General features: G+C 37.4%; 10 protein-coding genes. 1 reads left to right on the top strand and 9 read right to left on the bottom strand.

The window, feature by feature from the left end; translation table 11 throughout:
- The first annotated feature begins 114 nt into the window (after nt 1-114).
- A complete protein-coding gene (locus tag QWY90_RS06315) occupies nt 115-9,426 on the top strand; it encodes an FIDD domain-containing protein (RefSeq protein ID WP_290285019.1) in 9,312 nt (3,103 codons plus the stop codon).
- 355 nt (nt 9,427-9,781) lie between these two features.
- On the opposite strand, the gene QWY90_RS06320 is transcribed toward QWY90_RS06315, so the two are convergent.
- From QWY90_RS06320 to QWY90_RS06360, 9 genes are all read right to left on the bottom strand, one after another.
- Nucleotides 9,782-10,480 carry a hypothetical protein gene (locus QWY90_RS06320; RefSeq protein ID WP_290285021.1) on the bottom strand — a complete coding sequence of 233 codons (699 nt, stop codon included), beginning with the start codon at nt 10,478-10,480 and terminating at the stop codon, nt 9,782-9,784.
- A gap of 7 nt (nt 10,481-10,487) precedes the next feature.
- Nucleotides 10,488-11,288 (bottom strand): urease accessory protein UreD, encoded by an 801-nt coding sequence (locus QWY90_RS06325; RefSeq protein WP_290285024.1) that lies wholly within the window; start codon nt 11,286-11,288, stop codon nt 10,488-10,490.
- Nucleotides 11,285-11,920, bottom strand: a complete 636-nt coding sequence (gene ureG / locus QWY90_RS06330) for an urease accessory protein UreG (protein ID WP_290285026.1) — start codon at nt 11,918-11,920, stop codon at nt 11,285-11,287. The genes QWY90_RS06325 and ureG overlap by 4 nt, the downstream gene beginning before the upstream one ends.
- A gap of 19 nt (nt 11,921-11,939) precedes the next feature.
- The gene (locus QWY90_RS06335) at nt 11,940-12,623 is read right to left on the bottom strand and encodes an urease accessory protein UreF (protein ID WP_290285028.1); all 684 of its coding nucleotides are present in this window, start codon (nt 12,621-12,623) and stop codon (nt 11,940-11,942) included.
- Entirely contained in the window at nt 12,620-13,111 is a 492-nt protein-coding gene (locus QWY90_RS06340; protein ID WP_290285031.1) for an urease accessory protein UreE, read from the bottom strand. The genes QWY90_RS06335 and QWY90_RS06340 overlap by 4 nt, the downstream gene beginning before the upstream one ends.
- Nucleotides 13,111-14,832, bottom strand: coding sequence for an urease subunit alpha (gene ureC, locus QWY90_RS06345; protein ID WP_290285033.1), 1,722 nt, complete (start codon nt 14,830-14,832; stop codon nt 13,111-13,113). Before ureC ends, QWY90_RS06340 begins: the two co-directional genes overlap by 1 nt.
- A gap of 3 nt (nt 14,833-14,835) precedes the next feature.
- The gene (gene ureB / locus QWY90_RS06350; protein ID WP_290285035.1) at nt 14,836-15,195 is read right to left on the bottom strand and encodes an urease subunit beta; all 360 of its coding nucleotides are present in this window, start codon (nt 15,193-15,195) and stop codon (nt 14,836-14,838) included.
- Nucleotides 15,192-15,494 (bottom strand): urease subunit gamma, encoded by a 303-nt coding sequence (gene ureA / locus QWY90_RS06355; RefSeq protein ID WP_290285036.1) that lies wholly within the window; start codon nt 15,492-15,494, stop codon nt 15,192-15,194. Before ureA ends, ureB begins: the two co-directional genes overlap by 4 nt.
- Nucleotides 15,495-15,763: 269 nt before the next feature.
- A complete protein-coding gene (locus QWY90_RS06360) occupies nt 15,764-23,365 on the bottom strand; it encodes a RemA C-terminal-like gliding motility protein (RefSeq protein ID WP_290285037.1) in 7,602 nt (2,533 codons plus the stop codon).
- Nucleotides 23,366-23,634 lie beyond the last annotated feature (269 nt).

Below are 23,634 nucleotides of genomic sequence, written 5' to 3' on the forward strand. Positions count from 1 at the left end.
AAATAATTAAAATTAATCTGTTGGGAATAGTTTTACTAATTAAAATTTTAAATTTTTAGAAGAATTATTTCCTAAAAAGGCTTAAATTTCGCATCTAAAAATTGTTACCAAAAAATGAAAAATAAATTAAACCTACTTTTTTTAATTTTCTTATTTACAAATTCTCTTTTCTCTCAGAATTTAATTGTCAATGGTGGCTTTGAAAGTGGTGGTTCAGGTCTTGGTTTTGTAACTAATGGTGCAGGATATACTCTTTTGAACACACCTTATTCAGGAACAACAACAACAGGAAATTTTGCTTTCACCACCAATCCAAATTTAATAAATACTGCCAATTTTTTACCAAGTTCTGATCATACAACAGGTTCAGGTAGGATGTTGATTATTGATGGAAACACCAATGCAACTTCTCCACGATTTTGGAAAGCTGGTAACACAGGTGCCGGAATAACAACTTTGGTTATAGGAACGACTTACAGATTTAGTTATTGGATTAAATCAGTTTCCAGTTTGGTTACAGGTCCGGCATCACAAGCTAATATTGTGGTACAAGTTACAGGAGGAAGCGGATTAACACTAGTAGCTGGGTCAACTTTAGCACCATTACCTGCTTTAGGTTGGAGACATGTTGTATACTCTTTTACGGCTACTGCTACCACTGCCACTATAGAGTTGTGGAATACTAATACAAGTTCAGTTGGAAATGACTTTGCTGTAGATGATTTTATGTTGACTAGCACACTTATGGTTACCTATAATGTTACTGATGCATTATGTGCTTCAGCTAATGACGGTTCGATAACTGTTGGTGGTATTGGAGGAACATTACCCTATTCAAATTATACAATTTCAGGTCCGGTATCTCAAAATAATGCAACAGGAATTTTTACTGGATTACCTCCCGGAATTTATACTGTTTCTGTTACAGATAGTGCTTTGCCATTGCCATCGATAGCAACGATGGCGAATGCGGTTGTTGGACCTAGTTTAGCTACAAGTAGTAATGTTGCAATTTGTTTAGGAAATTCTACAACTTTATCGGTTAGCGGAAGTCCAAATGGATATACCTGGACTTCAGCTCCTGTAGATGCAACACTTACCAATCCTAATAGTTCTAATCCAACAGTAACACCGGCAGTTACCACTGTTTATACAGTATCATCTACAAACGGAGCATGTAATTTATCTAAGTCAGTTACAGTTACAGTAAATCCATTACCAGTAGCAAATATTACCGGAAATGCAACGATATGTCCAGGTAATACAGCTGTTATTACTATCACAGGTACGCCAAGTTCCACTGTAACATTTGTAAATAATTTAGGGAATTCATATAGTCCTTTTATTCCTGCTTCAGGGACACTTGCTTGGACGACACCTATTTTAAATGCAACCACTATTTATACGCTTGTAAGTGTTAAGAATTTCGCATCATTCTGTCAAAGAAATTATACCGGAGTTGCGGTCACAATTACTGTTGTTCCTAATGGTTGTGCTACTGTGGGAACGCTACCTGGTTCAGGAAGTTTGCCGTTAGATTTGACATTGTGCACAAGTGGAGAATGTAGAGTAATACAAGCTAATATATCCAACGTTCCTTCAACCAGCACTTATGCTGCAAGTTCGATACCTTATTGTCCATATCCTTTTACCGATCCTAGCTATAATGTTGTTCCTATTACAGGTGGAGATGATTTTTGGTCGGATGTAATTAATTTACCATTTGATTTTTGTTTTTATGGAGAAAATTACACCTCTTGTAACGCTGGTACGAATGGTTTGATAACATTTGATCCAAAGACACCAGGAGCTTTTTGCCCATGGCCAGATACAAGTGTGCCGATAACTGGACAAAATCAAACCAAGTCAATTTTTGGCGTATATCAAGATACTGACATGGCAATACCGCCGTCTGCGGCTAACCGGCAGGTAAATTGGGTTCTTCAGGGAACTTATCCATGCAGAAAACTCATAGTTAACTTTTATAATTTAGGGCAATGGAATTCGGTTGGCTCTAATCCGGGACTTCAAACTTCTCAAATTGTTTTGTATGAAGTATCAAATATTATTGAAGTCTTTGTACAAAGAAGGGTAGCCGGATCACCATGGGCTGGTTCAGGAGCAATAGGATTGATTGGAGGTACACCGGCACAATGGGTAGCAGCTCCGGGAAGAAATACCGGAAACTGGTCAGTGACTACAAGTGAAGCTTGGCGTTTTACACCAACAGGGCCAAACGTTCCTGTGGTTATAAATTGGTTTGCTGGTGCAACACCTATCGGCACTGGACCAAGTATAACTGTTTGTCCAACAGCAGACACTACATACACTGCCAATGCAATTTATAATGTATGTGGTGTATCTCAAACAGCTACTACATCAGTAAATTTACGTGTGAATCCCGATTTAACAAATGCACCTGTTAACATAACCCAATGTTCAAATACTTTTAATTTAACTACTAATGCAAGTGTTATTTTAGGAGCTTTAAATCCATCAGATTACGATATATCATACCACTTAAGTGCTACTGATGCTGCTGCAGTTTCTAATCCAATTGCAAATCCCAGTGCTTTTGTGAGTTCAGGACAAACTATATATGTTGCAATTTATCTGAATACTTTTGGTTGTACCGTAGTCAAGCCTTTTAACTTGATAATTTCATGCGGAACAATATCACCGGTTCCAGATTTAACTTTATGTGAAAGTTCTTTAGGAAGTGGAACTGCGGTTTTTAATTTAACGCCTCAAACGGCCATTGCATTAGGTGGTGAAAATCCAGCTGATTATACAATAACTTATTATTTATCGCAAGCAGCAGCAAATGCGGGAATTGCAGGTACAGAAATAAATCCAATCAATAGTTTTATTGGTACTAATCAAACCCTTTATATTCGGATGCAGAATAATGCTAATCCTGTTACCTTCTATACAACCGATTTTGATCTTATTGTTAATTCCATTGCCAATGCCGGTACTGATGGAAGCATCACTATTTGTAATGGTAATACTACCTCTGTTAATTTGTTCAATTTAATAACTGGAGAACAAACAGGAGGTATATGGACACAAACTTCGGGAACGGGAGGAACTTTTAATGCTGCTGCCGGCACATTTACACCAACAGCAGGAACAACTTCTTCAACATTTACTTATACAATAGACGGAATAGCGCCTTGTGCAGATGATACCAGTATTGCAACAATAAATATAATTCCACAACCAAGTGCTGGTACTGATGGAGGAACTGTTATTTGCGCAAGTAGTAACACACCAATAGATTTATTCAGTTTAATAACAGGTGAGCAAACTGGTGGAACTTGGACACAAACAACTGGAACTGGTGGGATTTTCAATGCCGGAGCCGGAACATTTGCCCCTACTGCTGGGGCTACATCCTCAACATTTACTTACACTGTGAATGGCATTGCACCTTGCGTTAACGACAGTAGTATTGCTACTGTGACTATTGGTTCTCAACCAAATGCCGGAACTGATGGAGCGACTACTGTTTGTGAGACGAGTGTTACAGCAATTAATTTGTCAAGTTTAATCACTGGAGAGCAAGCTGGTGGAGTTTGGACGCAGACATCAGGAACAGGAGGAACTTTCAATGCTGCTGCGGGTACATTTACACCTTCAGTTGGTGCTACTACTTCGAGTTTTACCTATACCTTATCAGGAGTTGCACCATGTATAACAGATACTAGTCTTGCTACTGTAAACATTATTTCACAACCTTCTGCAGGCATCGATGGAGGAACTGTTGTATGCGAAACCAGTTCAATACCCCTAGATTTATTCAGTGTAATCACTGGAGAGCAATCAGGTGGAATATGGGTAAGAACTTCAGGGACAGGAGGAGTTTTTAATGCAGCTGCTGGTACCTATACCCCTGCAATTGGCGCAACAACTTCTACCTTTACTTATACTGTTGCTGGTGTAGCTCCGTGTGGTAATGATAGCAGTGTAGCTACAGTGACTATTAATTCTCAACCAAATGCCGGAACTGATGGAGCAACTACTGTTTGTGAGACGAGTGTTACAGCAATTAATTTATCAAGTTTAATCACAGGTGAGCAAGCTGGTGGAGTTTGGACACAGACAGCAGGAACTGGAGGGACTTTCAATGCTACTGGAGGTACATTTACACCGTCAGTTGGTGCAACAAGTTCAATATTTACATACACTTTGATAGGAGTTGCACCATGTAGTAATGACACAAGTCTAGTTGCCGTTACTATTAACCCACAGCCTACTGCAGGTACCGATGGAGGAACAGTTGTTTGCGAAACTAGTACAACAGCTGTCGATTTATTCAGTTTAATCACTGGTGAGCAAACTGGCGGAAATTGGGTAAGAACATCAGGAACAGGCGGAGTTTTTAATTCAGCTGCGGGTACATACACACCAGCTATTGGAGCCACTACATCAACTTTTACTTATACTTTAACAGGTACAGCACCGTGCATTAATGACAGTAGTTTGGCTACCATTACAATTAATTCGCAGCCTACAGCAGGGAATGATGGAGGAACCACCATTTGTGAAAATGATTCGACTCCAATTAATTTGTATACTTTAATTACAGGCGAGCAAGCTGGGGGAACATGGACAAGAACAACAGGAACAGGAGGTGCTTTTAATGCCACTACAGGGATTTTTACACCTGCTCTTGGAGTTACAACCTCTACTTTTACTTATACTGTAATCGGAACAGCACCATGTGTCAATGATTCAAGTATTGTTACTATAGCTATTAATCCATTACCAACAGCTACTATTTCAGGAACAACCGCTGTATGTTTAAATTCAACATCTCCTCAAATAATATTGACTGGTGCAAACGGAACAGCTCCTTATACTTTTACATACTCTATTAATACCGTTGTACAGCCAACAATACAAACAACGGCAGGAAATAGCGTTGCAGTCAATGTTCCAACTGCATCGCAGGGTGTTTATACTTATGCTATAGTAAGTATTCAAGATGGCAATATTCCCTCTTGCTCTCAATCTCAAAGTGATTCTGCAGTAGTAACTGTAAATACAGCTCCAACTATAAACACTCCAACATCATATGTAGTTTGTGATGATAGTTTAAATAACGATGGCCTTTATTGTTTTGATTTGACAACTAAGATAATTGAAATTACAGGAGGAGATCCAACAGTTGTTGTAGATTTTTATGAAACAACGACTAGCGGTGTTTCGCAATCAAGTCCCTATTGCAGTATTACTCCAGGAGTTCAGACACTTGATGTTCGAGCTCATTTCATTGGATCTTCAGCGTGTTATTCGACTACTTCATTAAATTTAGTTGTTAACCCAATTCCCCTTCCCAATCCAATAATCACTGATTATGAACTGTGTGATTACAACAATCCTGGTGATGGAGTAGAAGTATTTAATTTAGGAACAAAAACTACTGAAATCGCCAATGGACAAACAGGCGTGACGGTACGTTATTATGCTACTTTAGCGAATGCCCAAAGCCAAACGAATCCGTTACCTAATTTGTATTCAAATACTAGTAATCCTCAGCAGATTTGGATAAATATTAGGGACAATGCTACGGGATGTAATACTACAGGTTCTTTTAATTTAGTTGTCAATCCATTACCATCAGTTACAGTAGCTCCTACATTATTCGAATGCAGCAACGGTTCTTCACCTACAGCTGAGTTTGATTTAACTATCAATGAAGGCACCGTTACCAATGGAGTTACAGGGTTAATCGTTACCTATTACAACACCTTGTCTTCGGCACAAGCAGGTTCGCCTTCAATTGGTTCCCCATCTACTTATATTGGGACAGATAACGAAGTAGTGTACATTCGAGTAGAGAATAGCCTCACAAGCTGTTATTCTACTACAACACAACTATTGCGCGTAACCCAAGGACCAGTGGCAATAACTCCATTACCTTTGCACTATTGTGACCCAAACAATGATGGCTATGGCGTATTTGATTTAGACAGTACTAGTAATGAAATAACAGGAACACCATCAGGGGCACCGCTACCGCTTGGCGTTTCAGTCACCTTCCACGAAACCCCAACAGATGCGCTACTGGGCGCCAATCCAAAGCCAAGTCCTTATCCTAATATTTTCAAAGACACGCAAACCATTTATGTAAGGGTGTTTTATACCTTGACAGGATGTGCTAATTATGTCCAGCTTCAATTAATCGTTGATCCCACTCCAGTAGCCACCGAGCCGGATGCTTATGAGTTGTGTGATTACACTGGAGCTGTAGGCTATGAGACTTTTGATTTGACTACAAGAATTCAGGAGGTATTAGGTTCATTGAATCCGTTGACCCATTCAGTAACATTTTACACTTCTCAGGCTTCCGCCGAATTGGGAACAGGTAATATTACCAACACTACGAGTTACACCAATGGTATTATTGACACCGAAACGATTTATGTTCGTGTAGAAATTATCGCTACGGGTTGTTATGATATAGTACCGTTGCAATTAATTGTTAACCCATTACCACAAGCTACCCAGCCAAACTACCCACAATACTCATTGTGTGATACGACAGGTTTAACAGGATTTGAAACTTTTGATTTAGCTTCGCAAATAGCTCCGATATTATTAGGACAAACAGGCATGGATGTTACGTTTTATCCAAGTTTATTGGATGCGCAGAATGATACGAATGTGATTATTAATTTGCAGTATACCAATGTTCCGGTTTATGTTCAGACTTTAGGGATTCGGGTTACAAACCGACTGACAGGTTGTTATGTTATCTCTACAATGGACATCCGGGTAGAGCCATTGCCAACACTAATTCCGCCAACACAGCCTTATACTGTTTGTGATGGCGATCAGGATGGTTATGCCAATTTTGATTTGGCGAGTTTATTACCGGGATTGTTAAACGGCATCGCCACGTATACCCTGACTATCCATGAGACGTTACCCGATGCTAATTCAGGAGCCAACCCTATTAATACAACAGTACCTTACTTTAGTATTGACCCGTTTGTACAAATTTTATTCGTACGGGCACAGGATAACGCTACAGGTTGCTATAGCATTCTTCCAATAGAGTTGAATGCCGACCCAAGTCCGATTGCACCAATAAATCTGAATACTATCACCGTATGTGATCAGGACAGCAATCCTCAGGATGCGCGTACGGCAATAGATTTAACCCAACAAACAGCCGCTGTTTTAGCACAGCAAACGTTAGCTGCAACCAACTATACCGTTACCTATTACACCACACAATTATTAGCACAAGGCGGAGCATTCCCAATTATTCCTGCCGCTAACTATATTGGTACTAATTTAGATGTAATATGGGTTAGGGTAGAAAACAATACGACCCATTGTTACAATATCGGTTCATTCCAATTAGCCATTAATACGCCATTGTTACTCACTACACCGGCACCGCTTAGTTTGTGTGATGATGATGCTAATCCAAATGACCAGCACCATGCGTTTAATTTAACAGTTAGAGACACCCAAATCAACCAGGGAACAGGCTATGCGGTAACGTATTATCCAAGTTTATTGGATGCACAAAATAATACCAATGCTATCTCCGCTGCAAACGCTTTGGCGTATATTAATGTTCCTCCAGCAGTACAAACTTTAGGCGTAGTAGTTACCACAACGGTAGGCTGTAAAAGCATTACCACTTTGGATATTAGAGTATTGCCAATCCCAACACCTAATACTAATCCAAGACCTTTGGCACCTAAATGTGATGATACCAATCCGGGGGATATGTTAGAGCTATTTGATTTGACCACCAACGCAGCATATATTGCCAATGGAGACCCGAATGTAACATTACATTATTTCCTTACACAAGCGGATGCGGCAGTACCACAGAATGAAATACTCACCCCTACAGCAGCATTAGTGGGTACTAACGTTTGGATTAGAGTAGAGAACAATAGAGTAGACTACCTGGGTAATAACTGTTACGTACTGGTAGAACAACCATTAACAGTAAATCCATTGCCAATCGTAGTGCAACCACTGGCTCCTTACAGAGCCTGTGATGACAATGCTGATGGTATCTCCGTATTTGATTTGACAAATCCATTACTGGCACAGGCTGTACTTGGCCCTACCCAAGCACCAGCAAATTATACGATAAGCTATTACTTAACGGCAGCAGGTGCTAATCCATTAACCAATACGGGAGAGACTCCACTACCAAGTAGCTACACCAATGTAACGCCAAACGCACAAAACATCTACATAAGAGTGGTTAACAATGCCACAGGTTGTGTGAATACAGGAACCTTACCATTGGCAGTAGAGGCGTATGCGACAGCTATAGGACCACAACTATTTAATCAGTGTGATAGTTATGCTGACCCTTACGACGGCGTTGAACTTATTGATTTAACTACATACGCTACCGCGATACTAAACGGACAAAATCCGGCTGTATTTATACTGAGTTATTATACTACTCAGGCCGATGCCATAGCAGGAACCAATGCCTTAACACTGGCAGAAGCCCAAGGGTATGAAACTGATGCGGACACCGATACGATTTGGGTGAAAGTGGAGAACAGCAGTAATTTGATTACTCCTTTATGTTATGCTATAACCACGATAGACATCAAAGTAGAGCGTTACCCTAATCCGATAATCAATACGGATAATGGAGTGAATACTATTTGTGTAGACTTTAATACGAATATAGTGGAAAGGTCACTGCTATTAGATAGCGGAATGGCGATACCTGGTAATTATACCTTTGAATGGTTTGAGGCAGGCGCTCCAACTACTGTTATTGGAACAGGGGCAACGTATACAGTAGACACTGCAGCGGCAGCAGGAGCCACAAGAGATTACACAGTTCATGTGGCGAGTAACAGTCTATTAGCTTGTGATACAACCTCGGCTAGCTTTCAGGTGATACAATCAGGGCAGGCTGTTATACCGGTTGGTACTATAGGATATACGGTGACTAATGCTTTTAGTGCTTCTCAAATTATTACCGTGTTAATTGACGGTTATGGCACGTATGAGTACAGTTTGGATGATGGACCAAGACAGGCGAGCAATGTGTTTGAGAATGTTAGTTTAGGCACACACATTATCCATGTTTGGGATACCGAAGGCGGTGTGGCTTATAGTTGTGAAGAGCTTATCATAAATGATGTTCAAATTATAGATTACCCCCATTATTTCACTCCAAATGGCGATGGTATACACGATACATGGAATATTGTTGGATTGGGTGGACAACCTAACGCTAGGATTTACATCTTTGACCGTTATGGCAAACTGTTGAAACAAATCAGTTCAACCGGACTAGGTTGGGATGGAACATTTAATGGTCATTTAATGCCATCGGATGACTATTGGTTTACGGTTGATTATATTGAGAATCTGTCGGCTAAACAGTTTAAGGCGCACTTTACTTTGAAGCGGTAAACTTCAGTTTTAAATATAAAGCCCCGATTATAAGTCGGGGTTTTTTTATGTCCTGAATACCTCTTTGAAGCTGCATAAACAGTAATCAATTAATTCATACGTATGAGTCAATCAATTCATACGTACAAACCAATCAATTCATGCTTACCAATTAATCAATTCATACGTACAAACTGTTTGGCTTGTACGTATGAATTTTGTTAGAGTTCAAAAGGAAGACATAAGTCCCAATAGCCCCGATAGGAGCTAGCTACCCTGCCTGCCGGCAGGCAGGCATGTAGCGCGGATAGCGGGAGCAGTGGTGTAAAGAAATACAAAGGTTACGCTCCTAAAATATAATATCTCATTGCGAATTTTACCAGTTCAAAAAAACCATTCCAATACCACAAATTACTATGATAACAGCGCTAATTGACTCTATGTATTTTTCGTAATTTTTGAACTCAAATAAGTGGGCGCTAAAGTAGCCTATTACCACCATTGCCAGCATGGTGAGTACTGTTGAGAATGTATATAAGGAAATTAGAATTCCAACTTTATTCAGAGAATAATTGATTGACGGATAAATGATTAGAGGAATCATTGGTTCACTAGGTCCTGAAGCAAATATAAAAAACAGTACCCATGGGGTTACTTTATAACGTTTATTGGTTCCGATGTTTTTTCCGTGCTGGTGTTCGAAGACAAAGATTTCCCCATCTTGAGAGGCGTCAAAATGTTTGTGGACTTTGTTTTTATTGAGATTGTACAATGCATAAATCAGGTATATAATTCCAAAACAAAGTAACAGCCAAGCTGCAAAACCGCCTCGAATGGCTTCGATATGGAATGTTTTTTTTATGGACCAGCCTAAAAATATTCCTATAACCCCTAAAATAACCGAACTTAGTACATGTGCAATTCCGCATAAAGCGGTCCAAAATAAGGTTTTATTGAGGCTCCATTTTTTGGAACGAGAAAGGACAATAAATGGCAAGTAATGGTCGGGTCCGCTAAAGGTATGCACTGCGCTTATGGATAAAACGGTAATAATTAGTAGTGCGAATTCAGACATTGTAAGATTAGAAATTAGCAGTTACAGGTTGCACTTCATTACTAAATATTTGAGTTAACTCTTTTAACAACAAAAATAATTTTTCGGAATTGTGGTGTAGGATTTTAATAATTAAGCCATAACCATTTGTTTCGGATGTTCCGAAAAGCAAGTTTTCTTCAGCTGAGAGAAAAGCATCTATTTGTTGTTTGACTAATTTCAATTCTATCTTTTCATTAAAATAAATCAAACTGGCTTGATGTGTAAATCCTTCTAATTGGCCTAATTCAAGTGGATTAATTTCTGATGGGTTCATATATAAGTTTTCAAAAAGCACTAGTTTACCTTTTTTATAGATAGCTGTTTTATTTTGAAACTCGGTAAATTCAAAATGTTCTGCCTTTAATTTTCTTCCGCAAGTTAGTATTTCGCCCCAAATTAAAGTGGCATTTTCTTCTAAGTTAATGGTGTTGGTTGCCTTGTAATTGGAGTTTTTATGAGGAACCGTAGGATGTGGAAGATATTTGAAAAAGCCGTTTTTACCGACTTCAACCTTCATATTTTGAGAAGCAGATCCTTCCATAGTAAAAATGCGTTGGTACGATTGCGTTGAAAATTCCAATTGACAATTCTCCTGAACGGTAATCTCAAAATCGTAACAATCGCCATCTAAAATTCCGGGTGAAGCACTCATAAGTACCAGTTCTAAAACAGCTTGGTTTTTATCTTCCCGAATTTCAGCCACTTTAAAAGGCGCAGTATGATAGGCCGATTTTAAGTGTGTAATTTCGTTTCGCAAATAAGTATCTATTTTAACTGTTGCAATCATCTCCAAAGTTTAGGTTCGGGAACATCTTCCATTAAGGCGTATTTTTTTATCCAGCCAATGACATCAAATAAACCTTCGCTTTTCATTAGATTGGTGAAGACAAATGGTTTTCCGTTTCGCATTTTTCTGGCATCACGTTCCATGACTCCGAGGTCAGCATTGACATAAGGCGCTAGGTCGATTTTATTTATCATTAGCAAATCGCTTCGCGTAATTCCGGGACCTCCTTTTCTTGGTATTTTATCCCCTTCGGCAACATCAATTACAAAGATAGTGACATCCGCCAAGTCAGGACTAAAAGTAGCCGAAAGGTTATCGCCGCCGCTTTCTATAAATACCAGTTCCATTTCAGGAAAACGTTCTGACAATTCTTCGACCGCTTCCAGATTCATGCTGGCATCTTCGCGAATGGCAGTGTGCGGGCAGCCTCCGGTTTCTACACCTATGATTCGTTCTGCTGGTAGCAAACTGTTTTTTGTTAGAAATTCGGCATCTTCCTGAGTGTAAATATCATTTGTGATTACCCCGATAGAATAGGTACTGGCTAATTCCCGGGTTAGTTTTTCAATTAAGGCAGTTTTACCGGAACCTACTGGTCCTGCAATTCCTATTTTTATGTAGCTTCTGTTCATTTTATTTTTCTATAACCTTTTAAGACATGTATAATCGGGAATATAAATTTTCGTGTTGCATCGATCGAATATCAAATCCTACGGAACTTTTTCCTAATAATACTTCATTTGGAACTAATGCTTTTTCTGTTAACTGCTCTAATAAAGGCAGTATTTCAAACAATAATTTTTGTCCTGAATCCTGGCTTAAGGGAATTAATTTCACAGCATTTGTAATGTAACTTATTGCAGTATTATAAAAAAATCCTTCTAAGGCTTCCTTCTTTGGAATCTTTAGTTCATGCGCATAGATGCCGAATAAAATGCAATAATGTCCAAATAGTTCTTTGTTTTTAATAGCTTCTTCAATCTGAAAAGTTAGTGTAGATTGTATCCTTGGATTGAATATTTTCATTAGACGCGTACCTAGTTTCTGGCTTGCATTTCGAATTTCTTTAGGTAGTTTTGAAGCATTGCAAATCGAATCCAATTCCATTATTCTGTCCCAATTTTGATTAGCACAAGCCTCATATACCAGACTGACAAAAGCCGCTTCGTTGTGTAAGATAGTATTTGAAAGGATTTGCGTCAAATAGACCTTCATCGTTTCAGGCGAATTGACGATTTCTTTCTGCGTGTAGGTTTCCAGTCCGGAGGAATGCGAAAATCCCCCAATAGGTAAGGTTGGGTCGCACAAATGCAGCAGCTGTAATTGGGAACTCATACTTCTTTTTGTGTTAAGTTCATGATTTTGGAAAATAAGGTTCCGCTTTCTCCGTGAGGGGCAACACTTGTTTTTAACGGATATAATAGTGCTCTATTTTCTTGAGACACTTCAAAACCCATAGCAGTAAGCTGTCTGAAAAGTGGTTTTTCAAAAGGCACTAGTAACTCTTCTGCTTCATAAAATAACGGTAAGTGTTTGTTGCCAATTTCGTAACAGATTGAGGCTGTTTCAAAATTATTTTTGGGTTTGATTACGATACATTCGCAAGGAAGAATTCGTATTACATAGTCTTTTCCAGTTTCTTGATGTATAATTTCTCCTTGCTGTAAATTGGGGTTTTCGTGTAAAAATTTGAATCGAAAATCTTTTCCATCAGCAGCAGTTTTGTGTTGAATGCGTTTGTTGGTTTCAAACCATTCCAAGTCAATCCAAATAGTTTCGGAATTGGTATTTAAAATGACTTGTGGTTTTTGTGTAATCAGCATTAAAATAAAAAATAGCGTTGTGTTAATGGTAATTCTTTTGCCGGTTCGCAAGTAATTTTCTCTCCGTCTACTTTTACTTCATAGGTTTCAGGATTGACTTCAATATTTGGAGTTTTATCGTTGTGAATTAAATCCTTTTTACCAATATTCCGACAGTTTTCAACAGGCAAAATAACTTTGTTTAATTCGTATTTGGCAATGGTTTTATTTTCGATAGAGATTTTGGAAACAAAGGTAATGCAGGTTTTAAATAATGCTTTTCCATAGGCTCCAAACATGGGTCTGTAAATAACAGGTTGCGGCGTTGGAATAGAGGCATTTGGGTCGCCCATTCTTCCGGCAATAATCATTCCGCCTTTGATAATTAATTCGGGTTTTACTCCAAATAGTGCTGGCTTCCAGAGGATGATATCGGCAAATTTACCTTCCTCTAATGAACCAACGTGTTTAGATATTCCGTGAGAAATGGCTGGGTTGATAGTGTACTTGGCAATGTATCTTTTTACTCTAAAATTATCATTATTGTTGGATTCGTCTTCTGTTAAAAACCCACGTTGTACTTTCATTTTATGGGCTGTTTGCCACGTTCGTGTAATTACTTCTGAAACTCTTCCCATAGCTTGAGAATCGCTGCTCATCATACTGAAAACACCCATGTCATGCAAAATATCTTCTGCAGCAATGGTTTCAGGACGGATTCTGGAATCGGCAAAAGAAACATCTTCAGGAACCGATTTATCCAAGTGGTGACAAACCATTAGCATGTCTAAATGTTCATCAATAGTATTGATTGTATACGGTCTTGTTGGGTTTGTACTTGAAGGTAAAACATTAGGATACATGGCTGATTTTATGATATCCGGTGCGTGACCGCCTCCAGCTCCTTCAGTATGGAAGGTGTGAATTACTCTGCCGTTAATGGCTTTGATGGTATCTTCTAAAAAGCCACTTTCGTTTAAGGTGTCCGTATGAATTGCTACTTGGATGTCTAATTTGTCTGCGACAGTTAAAGAAGCGTCTATTGTTGCTGGAGTAGAACCCCAATCTTCGTGTATTTTTAATCCTAAAGCTCCGGCTTCTATTTGTTCTATGAGTGGTTCAACAGATGAACAATTTCCTTTACCAAAAAATCCTAAATTCATTGGAAACGCTTCTGCCGATTCTAACATTTTTTGAATATTCCAGGCACCAGGCGTTACAGTAGTTGCATTGGTTCCATCTGCAGGTCCAGTTCCTCCACCTATCATTGTTGTCACGCCACTGTATAAAGCATGATCTATTTGTTGTGGACAAATAAAATGGATATGAGTATCAATTCCACCTGCAGTGGCGATTAATCCGGCTCCACCGTGAACTTCGGTAGAAGCTCCTATAATCATATTAGGAGAAACACCATCCATAGTATCGGGATTACCGGCTTTTCCAATTCCGACAATTTTGCCGTCTTTAATTCCGATATCACCTTTTACAATTCCCCAATGATCGATGACCATTACATTTGTAATTACAAAATCAAGAACACCTTCATTTCTGGTAGCTCTTGCTGATTGTGCCATTCCATCTCGAATGGTTTTTCCACCACCAAATTTGGCTTCTTCTCCATAAACGTTATAATCTTTTTCAATTTCGATGAATAGTTCTGTGTCGCCCAAACGTACTTTATCACCAACGGTTGGCCCGAACATGTTGGCGTACTTAATCCTATTTATGTGTGTACTCATAATTTACTCTTTCAAAAACACATTCATTTTATTTTCAATAGCATCCAAATTGGCAGTATCAATAGTTCCGTCTACCAAATTATTAAATCCTATAATCGTTTTTGTTCCGCCGATTTCGACTAACTCAACCTTTTTTTCTTCGCCAGGTTCAAAACGAACGGCTGTTCCAGCCGCTATATTTAAACGCAGACCGAGTGTTTTCATTCGGTCAAACTTTATTTTCTTATTGACTTCAAAAAAATGAAAGTGGGAACCAATTTGAACTGGCCGATCTCCCATATTAGTAACTTCGATAAAAATTTTTCTTTTACCGGAATTGATTTCAATTGGGTCACTTTTTAAAATGTATTCGCCTGGTATCATTTGATTGGATTATGAACAGTTACTAATTTAGTTCCGTCGGGGAAAGTGCCTTCTATTTGAATGTCGTGAATCATTTCGGGAATTCCTTCCATTACTTCATCTCGAGTAAGAATGGTTGTGCCGTAGTGCATTAATTCGGCTACGGTTTTTCCATCCCGAATGGCTTCTAATAATTCGGAACTGATTAAGGCAATAGCTTCTGGATAGTTGAGTTTTAAACCTCTTTTTCTTCTTTTTTGAGCCAATTCTCCAGCTGTATGAAGGAGTAGTTTTTCTATTTCTTTTGGATTCAGGTGCATTACTATGGAATTTAATATTTAAAACAACAGGTGCTTTTTTTTTGGAGCATTAAAAGATAAAAGTATAAATATTTTAAAATACACCTATTAAATAGCGGCGTGTGTTTTAAAAAATTATCATATTCTTTAAATTACATTTACTTTTAAGGGGTAATGATTATTATTGACTTTTTATTTGTGAAAAGTATAATTGAAATGGTATTTAAAATAAAAAATCCTGTCTTGTTTTTTTGGAACAAGGCAGGATTTAAATAGTAGTAGATTATTTTTTATTGTACCACTTTTTTAGATACAATTATACCATCAGCGGTACTAATTTTTACTATGATAACTTGATTTGAAACCCCAGAGTTCATATGAACTTCTGAAGAATTGATTCCGTCTTTAGAAATTAATAACCTACCACTCATATCGTAGATTTCTACTTTGGACATGATGGCAATGCCAGTATTAATAAAGATCTGCTTATTTTGTTTATAAACTACTACGTTATCTTGTGAGAAAGTGGGTAGCGTTAAAGTTGATGCGTTTTGATAGACGATTTCAAAACGGGAATTGAATACTCCGGCTTCTGTGCTAAAAGTATAACTTCCGGTTTTTAAATCATGGATAGTATTGGTTAGATTATCTTTTAAGAAAATAGGTTGATTTTGGTTTTCAAACAAACCATCTACGCTATTGATTGCTATCGAATAACTACCTGCAATAGCTGATTTAAATCCTAATGGAACACTATCTGTATTTTCAAACGGCAATGCTTTTGCTTGTACAGAAAAAGATTGATTATTGATTAGTGAAGTTAATGAAGTTTGCCCATCACTTAGTACTTTTCCATCTAATGTAGCATCAACACCAGCAGTTGCGCCAGTCATATAGGCAATTAAAGTTTGTGAAAAGATACCAGAAGAATTAGTTAAATCTAACCAAATTCGGCTTCTATTTGAATCTGTAGTCTTAAAAAATTGATTGCTAGGATTTGATACTCTCATAGCATTGGTAAAATTTAAAGCTGTAGATGTTGCTTTGGCAATAAAACCTTGACCGATTTGAATAATACCATTTGGCACTAAGGCAAGAGGATCACCTGGACTAGCACCTGTTCCTGCACCACCAGCTAAGGTATAAGTTGCATAAGAAGCCGTGGTAGCATTGTTTGTTTTTCTCCAAAAATACAATGCTTCTGTTAATCCATTTGCTGTAATAAAATCGTCTGCATTAATTTTAGATGGATAAGGATTTCCTACTGCATTATAGGTTGCATTGTCAACAGTTAAAGCAATATCACCATTATTTGGGACTCCGGTAAATGTACCTGTCCAAATGGTTGGAGTTACTGGATGTGTGTTTGGAGTCCGAATTAAATAACCTGTTGCAGTATCAAAATTGGTTGTGGACGGTGAAGCAACGACAGTATATAAATCGGTTATTGGACTGTAAGTATAAAAACGAGTAGCTAGTGTAGCTGGAGAGAAAGCCTGTAATTGTTGTCCCGCAACTGGAGACGACCATAGTGTATAATCTAGACGCATTAAAGGATTAGTATCTCTTTCCACATTTATTGCTCCCGTATTGGTAGCGGTTGTGTTTTGAAGCAAAGTGGCATTGTTTTTTAAAGTAAGTGTACTTCCAGAATCTACCGCTACAATTCCGTTTAGAGTTATGGTATCTCCACTTTGAAGAATTACTATTGCACTGTTTGTTACGGTTAAATTACAAGCAGTTAAACTTCCTGAGCTTGTATAATTTCCTGTAAAAAAAGCAGATGTATTGCTATTTGGCAAACCGGCACTCCATGAAGTTCCATCCCATGTTGTAGAGAGAATACTTACACTTACAGTGGCAGAAGGTATTGAGGTACAAACTCCGCTGGAAATAATGGCTCTATAATAAGTAGTTACGGTTAAATTCCCTGTAGAAATTCCGGTTAATGGGGAAGAAGTCGCTCCAGAAATATCTGTAAAAGAGATTCCATCCAAAGACGATTGCCATTGAATAGTTCCAACGCTACCTGTAATACTAATATCTGACGGACTAGTACCTGCACAGATTATTTGATTTGAAGAAACACTGCCCGCAATAGGAAGTGGCGAAACGATGTAAGAACTGGATGTTGCTGAACCATCACTAGTTGTAACCGAAATAGTTCCGGCTGTTAACCCAGCTGGTGTAGTAACTATAATTGTTGTAGGGGATAAAGATGTTATGGTTCCAAGGACACCATTAAAACTAACAGAAACCGAACCATTATTTAAATTAAAACCCGATATAGTAACTGCTGTTCCACCAGAAAAACATAAAGTCGAAGGCGTAAATCCAGTTATAACTGGCACTAAATTAAACTCATCTGCACCAATATCTGGCGTAGTTACATTACGAACATCACCATCATAATCAGTGGTAAATCCGGCAATCGTTGTAGCGCCAGCATTTATAAGATTTGCTATTGAACTATTTACATGAAGGAATACTGAAGAAGAACCCGAAGTACTTATGAAAGTAGTGTTTTCTGAAACTGACAAACCATCTCTAGTTGCCATTCTGATTTTAAAATTAGCCAGAGTAGCATCAGTATTTGTACCATCAGTATAAATTGTAGTTCCGAAGAACGAATTGTTATTTGATGCAGCTGCATAGGAAGTTAAAGTAGTCGAAGATCTTCTGTAGGCTGCTGATAATCCGCCACCATTTGCGACTGAATTATTGATAAAAATATTATTTCTTAAAGTTGTTGTTACTGCAGTATTTACAAAAATAGCACTCGAACCAAAAACGGCACCACTACTTGTGGCATTTAATAAAATGGTATTGTAGTATACATTTGCGGTAGTTCCAAGTGAAATGTTTATTCCAACTATTGGGTTAGAAGCATTGGCCAAAGTAGCTTTTAAATCTCCGATAAGATTGTTATAAATAGTAGTTGTACTAGCCGCACCTGAACTTAAAACACCAGTTACAGTAGGACTTGTTGCAGTACTTGAAATATTGTACAATTTATTTTTAAAGATAGAGGTAGTTCCAATTGCTCCTTTATTAATTCCGATAACAATAGGATTGGTTCCTCCGGTACTAGTGATATCATTTACAGTATTACCAGAAATAGTTACAGTTGTTCCAGTTCCGATACTGATTCCATAAATGGAAGAGCCACCTGAGCCAGTTAATGTTGCCACCGAGTTGTTGGTAATTGTTTTTGTTCCTGTGGAAGTATTTTGGAAAATACCATAAACAGTACTTGTTCCACTTGTATTTGCATTTAAATTAGAAATGGTATTATTAGATAAAGATTCAGTTACTGAAGCACCAGCGCTATAAATACCATAAAGGACTCCGGTTGTATCTCTATTAAAGCCAGTAACAGTATTTCCACTCGCACTTAAAGCAGTAGCTGCTCCCCAATTTATCCCAATTAATGTACCGTTGGAATTAAATAACGAAATGTTTCGAACAATATTTGTATTGATATTAATAGTATTAGAAGAAGCTGTTGAAGCATTTAAAATCCCAATTAAATTTCCTGTTGAAGCTGTCAACGAAACGTTAGAAATAGTATTGTTATTTAAATTACTGGCGGAAGCAGCAGTTGGTAAACCTTGGAAATAGATTCCGGTGAAATTCCCTATGAATGTACTACCAGAATAAGTTGTGGTACCAGTTCCTAGTGCATTTTCATAACCAATTGTATTTCCGGTAATTTGAATGTTGTTTCCAAAAGTAGCATTGGCAAAATAAATTCCAAAAGCGGTTCCATTTGCAGTAAATGTTTGCGTAGCCGATTGATAGATTTTGTTATTGGTAATATTCCAATCTGTATTACCCGTTACTGCATAAATGGCTGCTGTTCCAGATGTTAAAAAATAATCATATAAGTTGCAATTTGTAATAGTTATGCCGCTATTAGCTATAGCTGAGGAAGCTGTTGATCCGTTTCCGTATATCAAGCGAGAAGGTAAATTGGAACCTGCTGGACCAATGTTACAATTTGAAATAATGTTATTGTCATTTCCTGTGGTTACACCAGTTGCAAAATAAACAACACCACCAGTTGTTGCCAAAGGAGCTGAAATAGAACCTAATAAGGTGCAATTTGTGATTGTATTATTTGTAGCATCACCAGTAAAAAGTAGGGTAGCAGTTCCTGCAGTAGCTGAAACCGTTGTATTAGATACGGTTAATGATATTCCGGGAATATTTAATCCATCAATAGTTACATTATCGGCACCATTTAAACGAATTAATGAATTGCCAGCAATTGTATTACCAGTGATTGTTCGGGTACCATTTGGTATAATGGTTAAACTAGTCCACAAACCGGCATTTAAAGTAGCTTGAAAATTTCCTTCATTAGTATCACCATTAACGGTGATGTTGATAGTAGCACCAGTTTGTGCTCCGGCATTAAGCGCGACAAAAGCACTTCCTAATGAAGTATAAAAACCGTTTCCTACTAGAGCGCCACTAACAATAATAGGGCTAGTGATTAATGAACCTTCTATTTCATAAGCACCTAAGTCTGGGTTTGTTCCCGTTCCTAAATAACCAGGATTCCCTTGTCTTACAGTTCCTAAATAATCATCTGCTATGCCTACTATTGCAAATCCTTTGCTTTCTATATAGGTTGGTGAACTATTGTCGGGTTTAAGAAAATCAGCACTTATTCCAGCTGTACTTAAAAAAATCACATTTTCTGTTACAGAATTAATTTCTCTTGTATTCACTCTTGTTTGAAAAGCGGCTAAAGTTTGACTGCTATTTGTATTGTCAAAATATATTAAATTTGAAACACCAGGTGTTCCTGCATAAAATAAATTAGCATTAGAAGTGATGTCATAGTTTGTCAAAACGGTATTGTTTCTATAATAGGCAGCCGTTCTACCAGTTCCTCTAGCGGTCGAAATATTGGTGAAAACATTATTTTTCAAAATCAGCTTGCCGGTAGTTGCTGTTGCATTTGTTGTATGATAAAGTGCTTCAGTTCCAAAATTAGTACCTGTTGAAGCTGCGTTTAAGTAAACGGTATTATAAGAAACTGTATAGGTTGAATTTGCTACACCTGAGTTAACCGAAATTCCTCTGATAGCATGAGTATTTGATACAGATGGTGCTTTTAAATCGCCAATAATGTTATTAAAAGCACTAACAGCAGTTGCTCCTGTAAATACAATTCCGTTTACTGCACCACCAGTACTTGCGCCATTTTGAGCTAGGTTATAAATTTTATTTTTGGATACATTTACAGTTGTACCACCACTAATTAGTATTCCGTTCTGCGTTGGACTTGTAGTTCCAGTTGTTGTGAAACCATTAATATTATTTCCTCTAACATTTTGGGTTCCTGTACCACCAGAAATCTGAATTCCGGTTAAAGTAGCAGAAACCGCAGTTGACGATAAAGTATTTATAGTATTATTATTTATGGTAACGGTTACACTTGGATTTGCACTTATTAAAGCTATTACATTTCCACCAGTTCCTGTTGAAGATAAACTAGTAATAGTATTTGAAGTTATAGAAAATGAACTAGCGTTTCCGGTAGTTCCAACGTTCATTCCGGTAATTGCTGCTTGACCAGCTAAATTTGAAATAGTATTATTAGTAACAGATGAAGTAAGTCCAAAACCATTTAATACCATTCCTGTTATAGCACCAGTTCCTGCTGACCAATTATTAAAAGTATTCCCATTTATTGTTTTTGCTGTTAACCCTAAATCACGCTGATTCCAACCTGATATAATAGTTGTTCCTAAAACTGTAATATTGGAGAAATTATTTGAAGTATTGGTAATTGTAGCTGATGCATTAGATGTTGCAGCACTTACAAAGACAGTAACAGTTCCGCCTATGCTACTTTTACTATAAGTTCCAACAATAGCATTTGAGGAAATGGTTTGTGTTCCCAAAGCTGGCAAAGCAACATTATTAGAAATAAAAGTGACATTCCCAGTAGTAGCAACATTTAAATTAGTAAAAGTGTTAGTATTGATGTTTTGGGAACGTGTTGCAAAACTATTGAAAATGTAATTGTGAGATGAACTTCCGGCAACCGAATGCGTAATTCCTCGAATATCATTTCCTTGAATTGTTAAAGCAGTTGCATTGGTTCCGCTAGAATTTAAAATTCCATAAAAAGCCCCAGTTGATGCGACAGTATAGGATAATAATCCAGCAGTTGCATCTCCTAATTTATTATTATTAATTGTAATTGTTGTGCTAACAGCACCTGCATTTAAAATACCCGAAACGGAGGAAGCTGTTGATGTTACTTTTAAATTTCTTAACGTATTATTTGATATAGACAAAGTACCAGCAGCTATTCCATTATAAATCCCACGCAATACATTTGTACCACTTAAGCTAGTATCATTTATAGTATTGTTATCTATTGTAACTGCAGAACCAATTCCACCACCATTATAAATACTATAAAAAAATGAAGCAGCTGTACCAAAAACAGCACATTTTAAAATGGCATTGTTGGTTATAGAAATTGATCCAGTAGCATTATTAAAAATTCCATAAAAATTACAAACTCCGGTAGTAGTTGTACCAGAAGTTCCCATAGCAATAGAATTTGATATAGAACTACTTCCTATACTATTGTTGCTAGTCGTAAAATTACCCAATGCCCCAGAACTGTATATGGCAACCATTGAAAATCCGTTAGTTGCTCCACCACCAGTAGTTATTCCGCCAATATTATTGTTTTGTATAGCAGAAGTTGTACCTGCAGAAGAAACATAAATTCCATCAATTCTTGAAGAAGTGGTAGCCGATGAAGTAATAACAATAGCATTAGCTACAGAAGTATTTCCAATTGTATTACCCGTTGTAGTTCCCACATTTGCCGCACCACTTGTAACCGCTATACCACTAAAAATACCAGGCGAACCAGCATTTCCGTTACTTGTTGTGAAATTTATCCCTGAAATAGTATTGCCTTGTATAGATGATACAGTAGTATTTGCAGCCAATTCAATTCCTCTAAAAGCAGTTGTGAAACTACCATTATATATAGTGTTTCCTGTTCCGGATGCATTTGCAAAACCAATAATATTATTAGTAATTGTATAATTCCCAGCACTAGCAGTACTAATTCTAATGGCTCTACATACTAAACCATTGGCAGCAGTCGTTCTTGTGGCAGTTTGAAAAAATTTATTATTTGAAATTATCCAGGCAGCACTATTTGAGGCTAGTAAAATTCCTGCTGATGACACGGTACTATTAAAATAATCTTGAACAGAACAGCTCATGATACTATTACCACTATTATCAATAGCAACAGAGGTTCCTGCTGAATAAATAGCGTTAGTTGGCAGGTTTGCTCCGGCTGCTGTTATCGTACAATTAGTTACTGTATTAGAATCATTACCTGTAGTTGTTCCTGTGGAAAAAAATACGGTTCCAGAACTTGCCGTTGCTTCTGAACCTGCGATGGTACAATTTTGAATTATATTATTGGACGCATCACCAATGAATCGAATTGTTGAAGTTCCAGCCGTGGCAGAAACTGTTGTGTTAGAAAGTGATAAACTATTTCCTCCGGAATTCAATCCGTTGATAGTAACATTATCTGCACCATTAAGATTTATTAATGGCGAACCTGCAGCTAATGCTCCGCTTATTGTTCTCGAAATTCCACCACTAGGTGAAATTGACAAAGCAGTATAACTTGATAAACCGGTTCCACTTGCGTTTAGACTTGCGGATAGCGTTTCTGTTGTGTTAGCGGTTATAGCAATACTAATATTTCCTTTATGGGTTCCTGCATTAACAGCATCAAATGCTAATTTAAGAGTTGTATAAGAAGTTGGGCCCGGTGTCCCCAAAGTAGCAGTTACTGATACTTGACCAAAAGAAACAATAGTTGTCAATAAAAAAAAACAGGTAAAAACTATTTTGTTTTTAGCTGTTTTTTTGTTAACGTAACTGTCAATTTGTTTTTTTGTCTTTATCCTAAATAATAAAAAAAGTAAGAAGGAATTTTTATTAACTAAAGTAATACTATTCATATTTATGAAATAAGAGATTTATATTTAAAAACATCAACAATTTATAATCTATGGTAAATGAATCAAAAAAACAAAATTATAGTATCTTAGAAAGGTTTTTGACAACAAAAATTGTCACTTATAAACTATCT

The sequence above is a fragment of the Flavobacterium paronense genome, from assembly GCF_030409795.1.
Taxonomy (GTDB): Bacteria; Bacteroidota; Bacteroidia; order Flavobacteriales; family Flavobacteriaceae; genus Flavobacterium; species Flavobacterium paronense.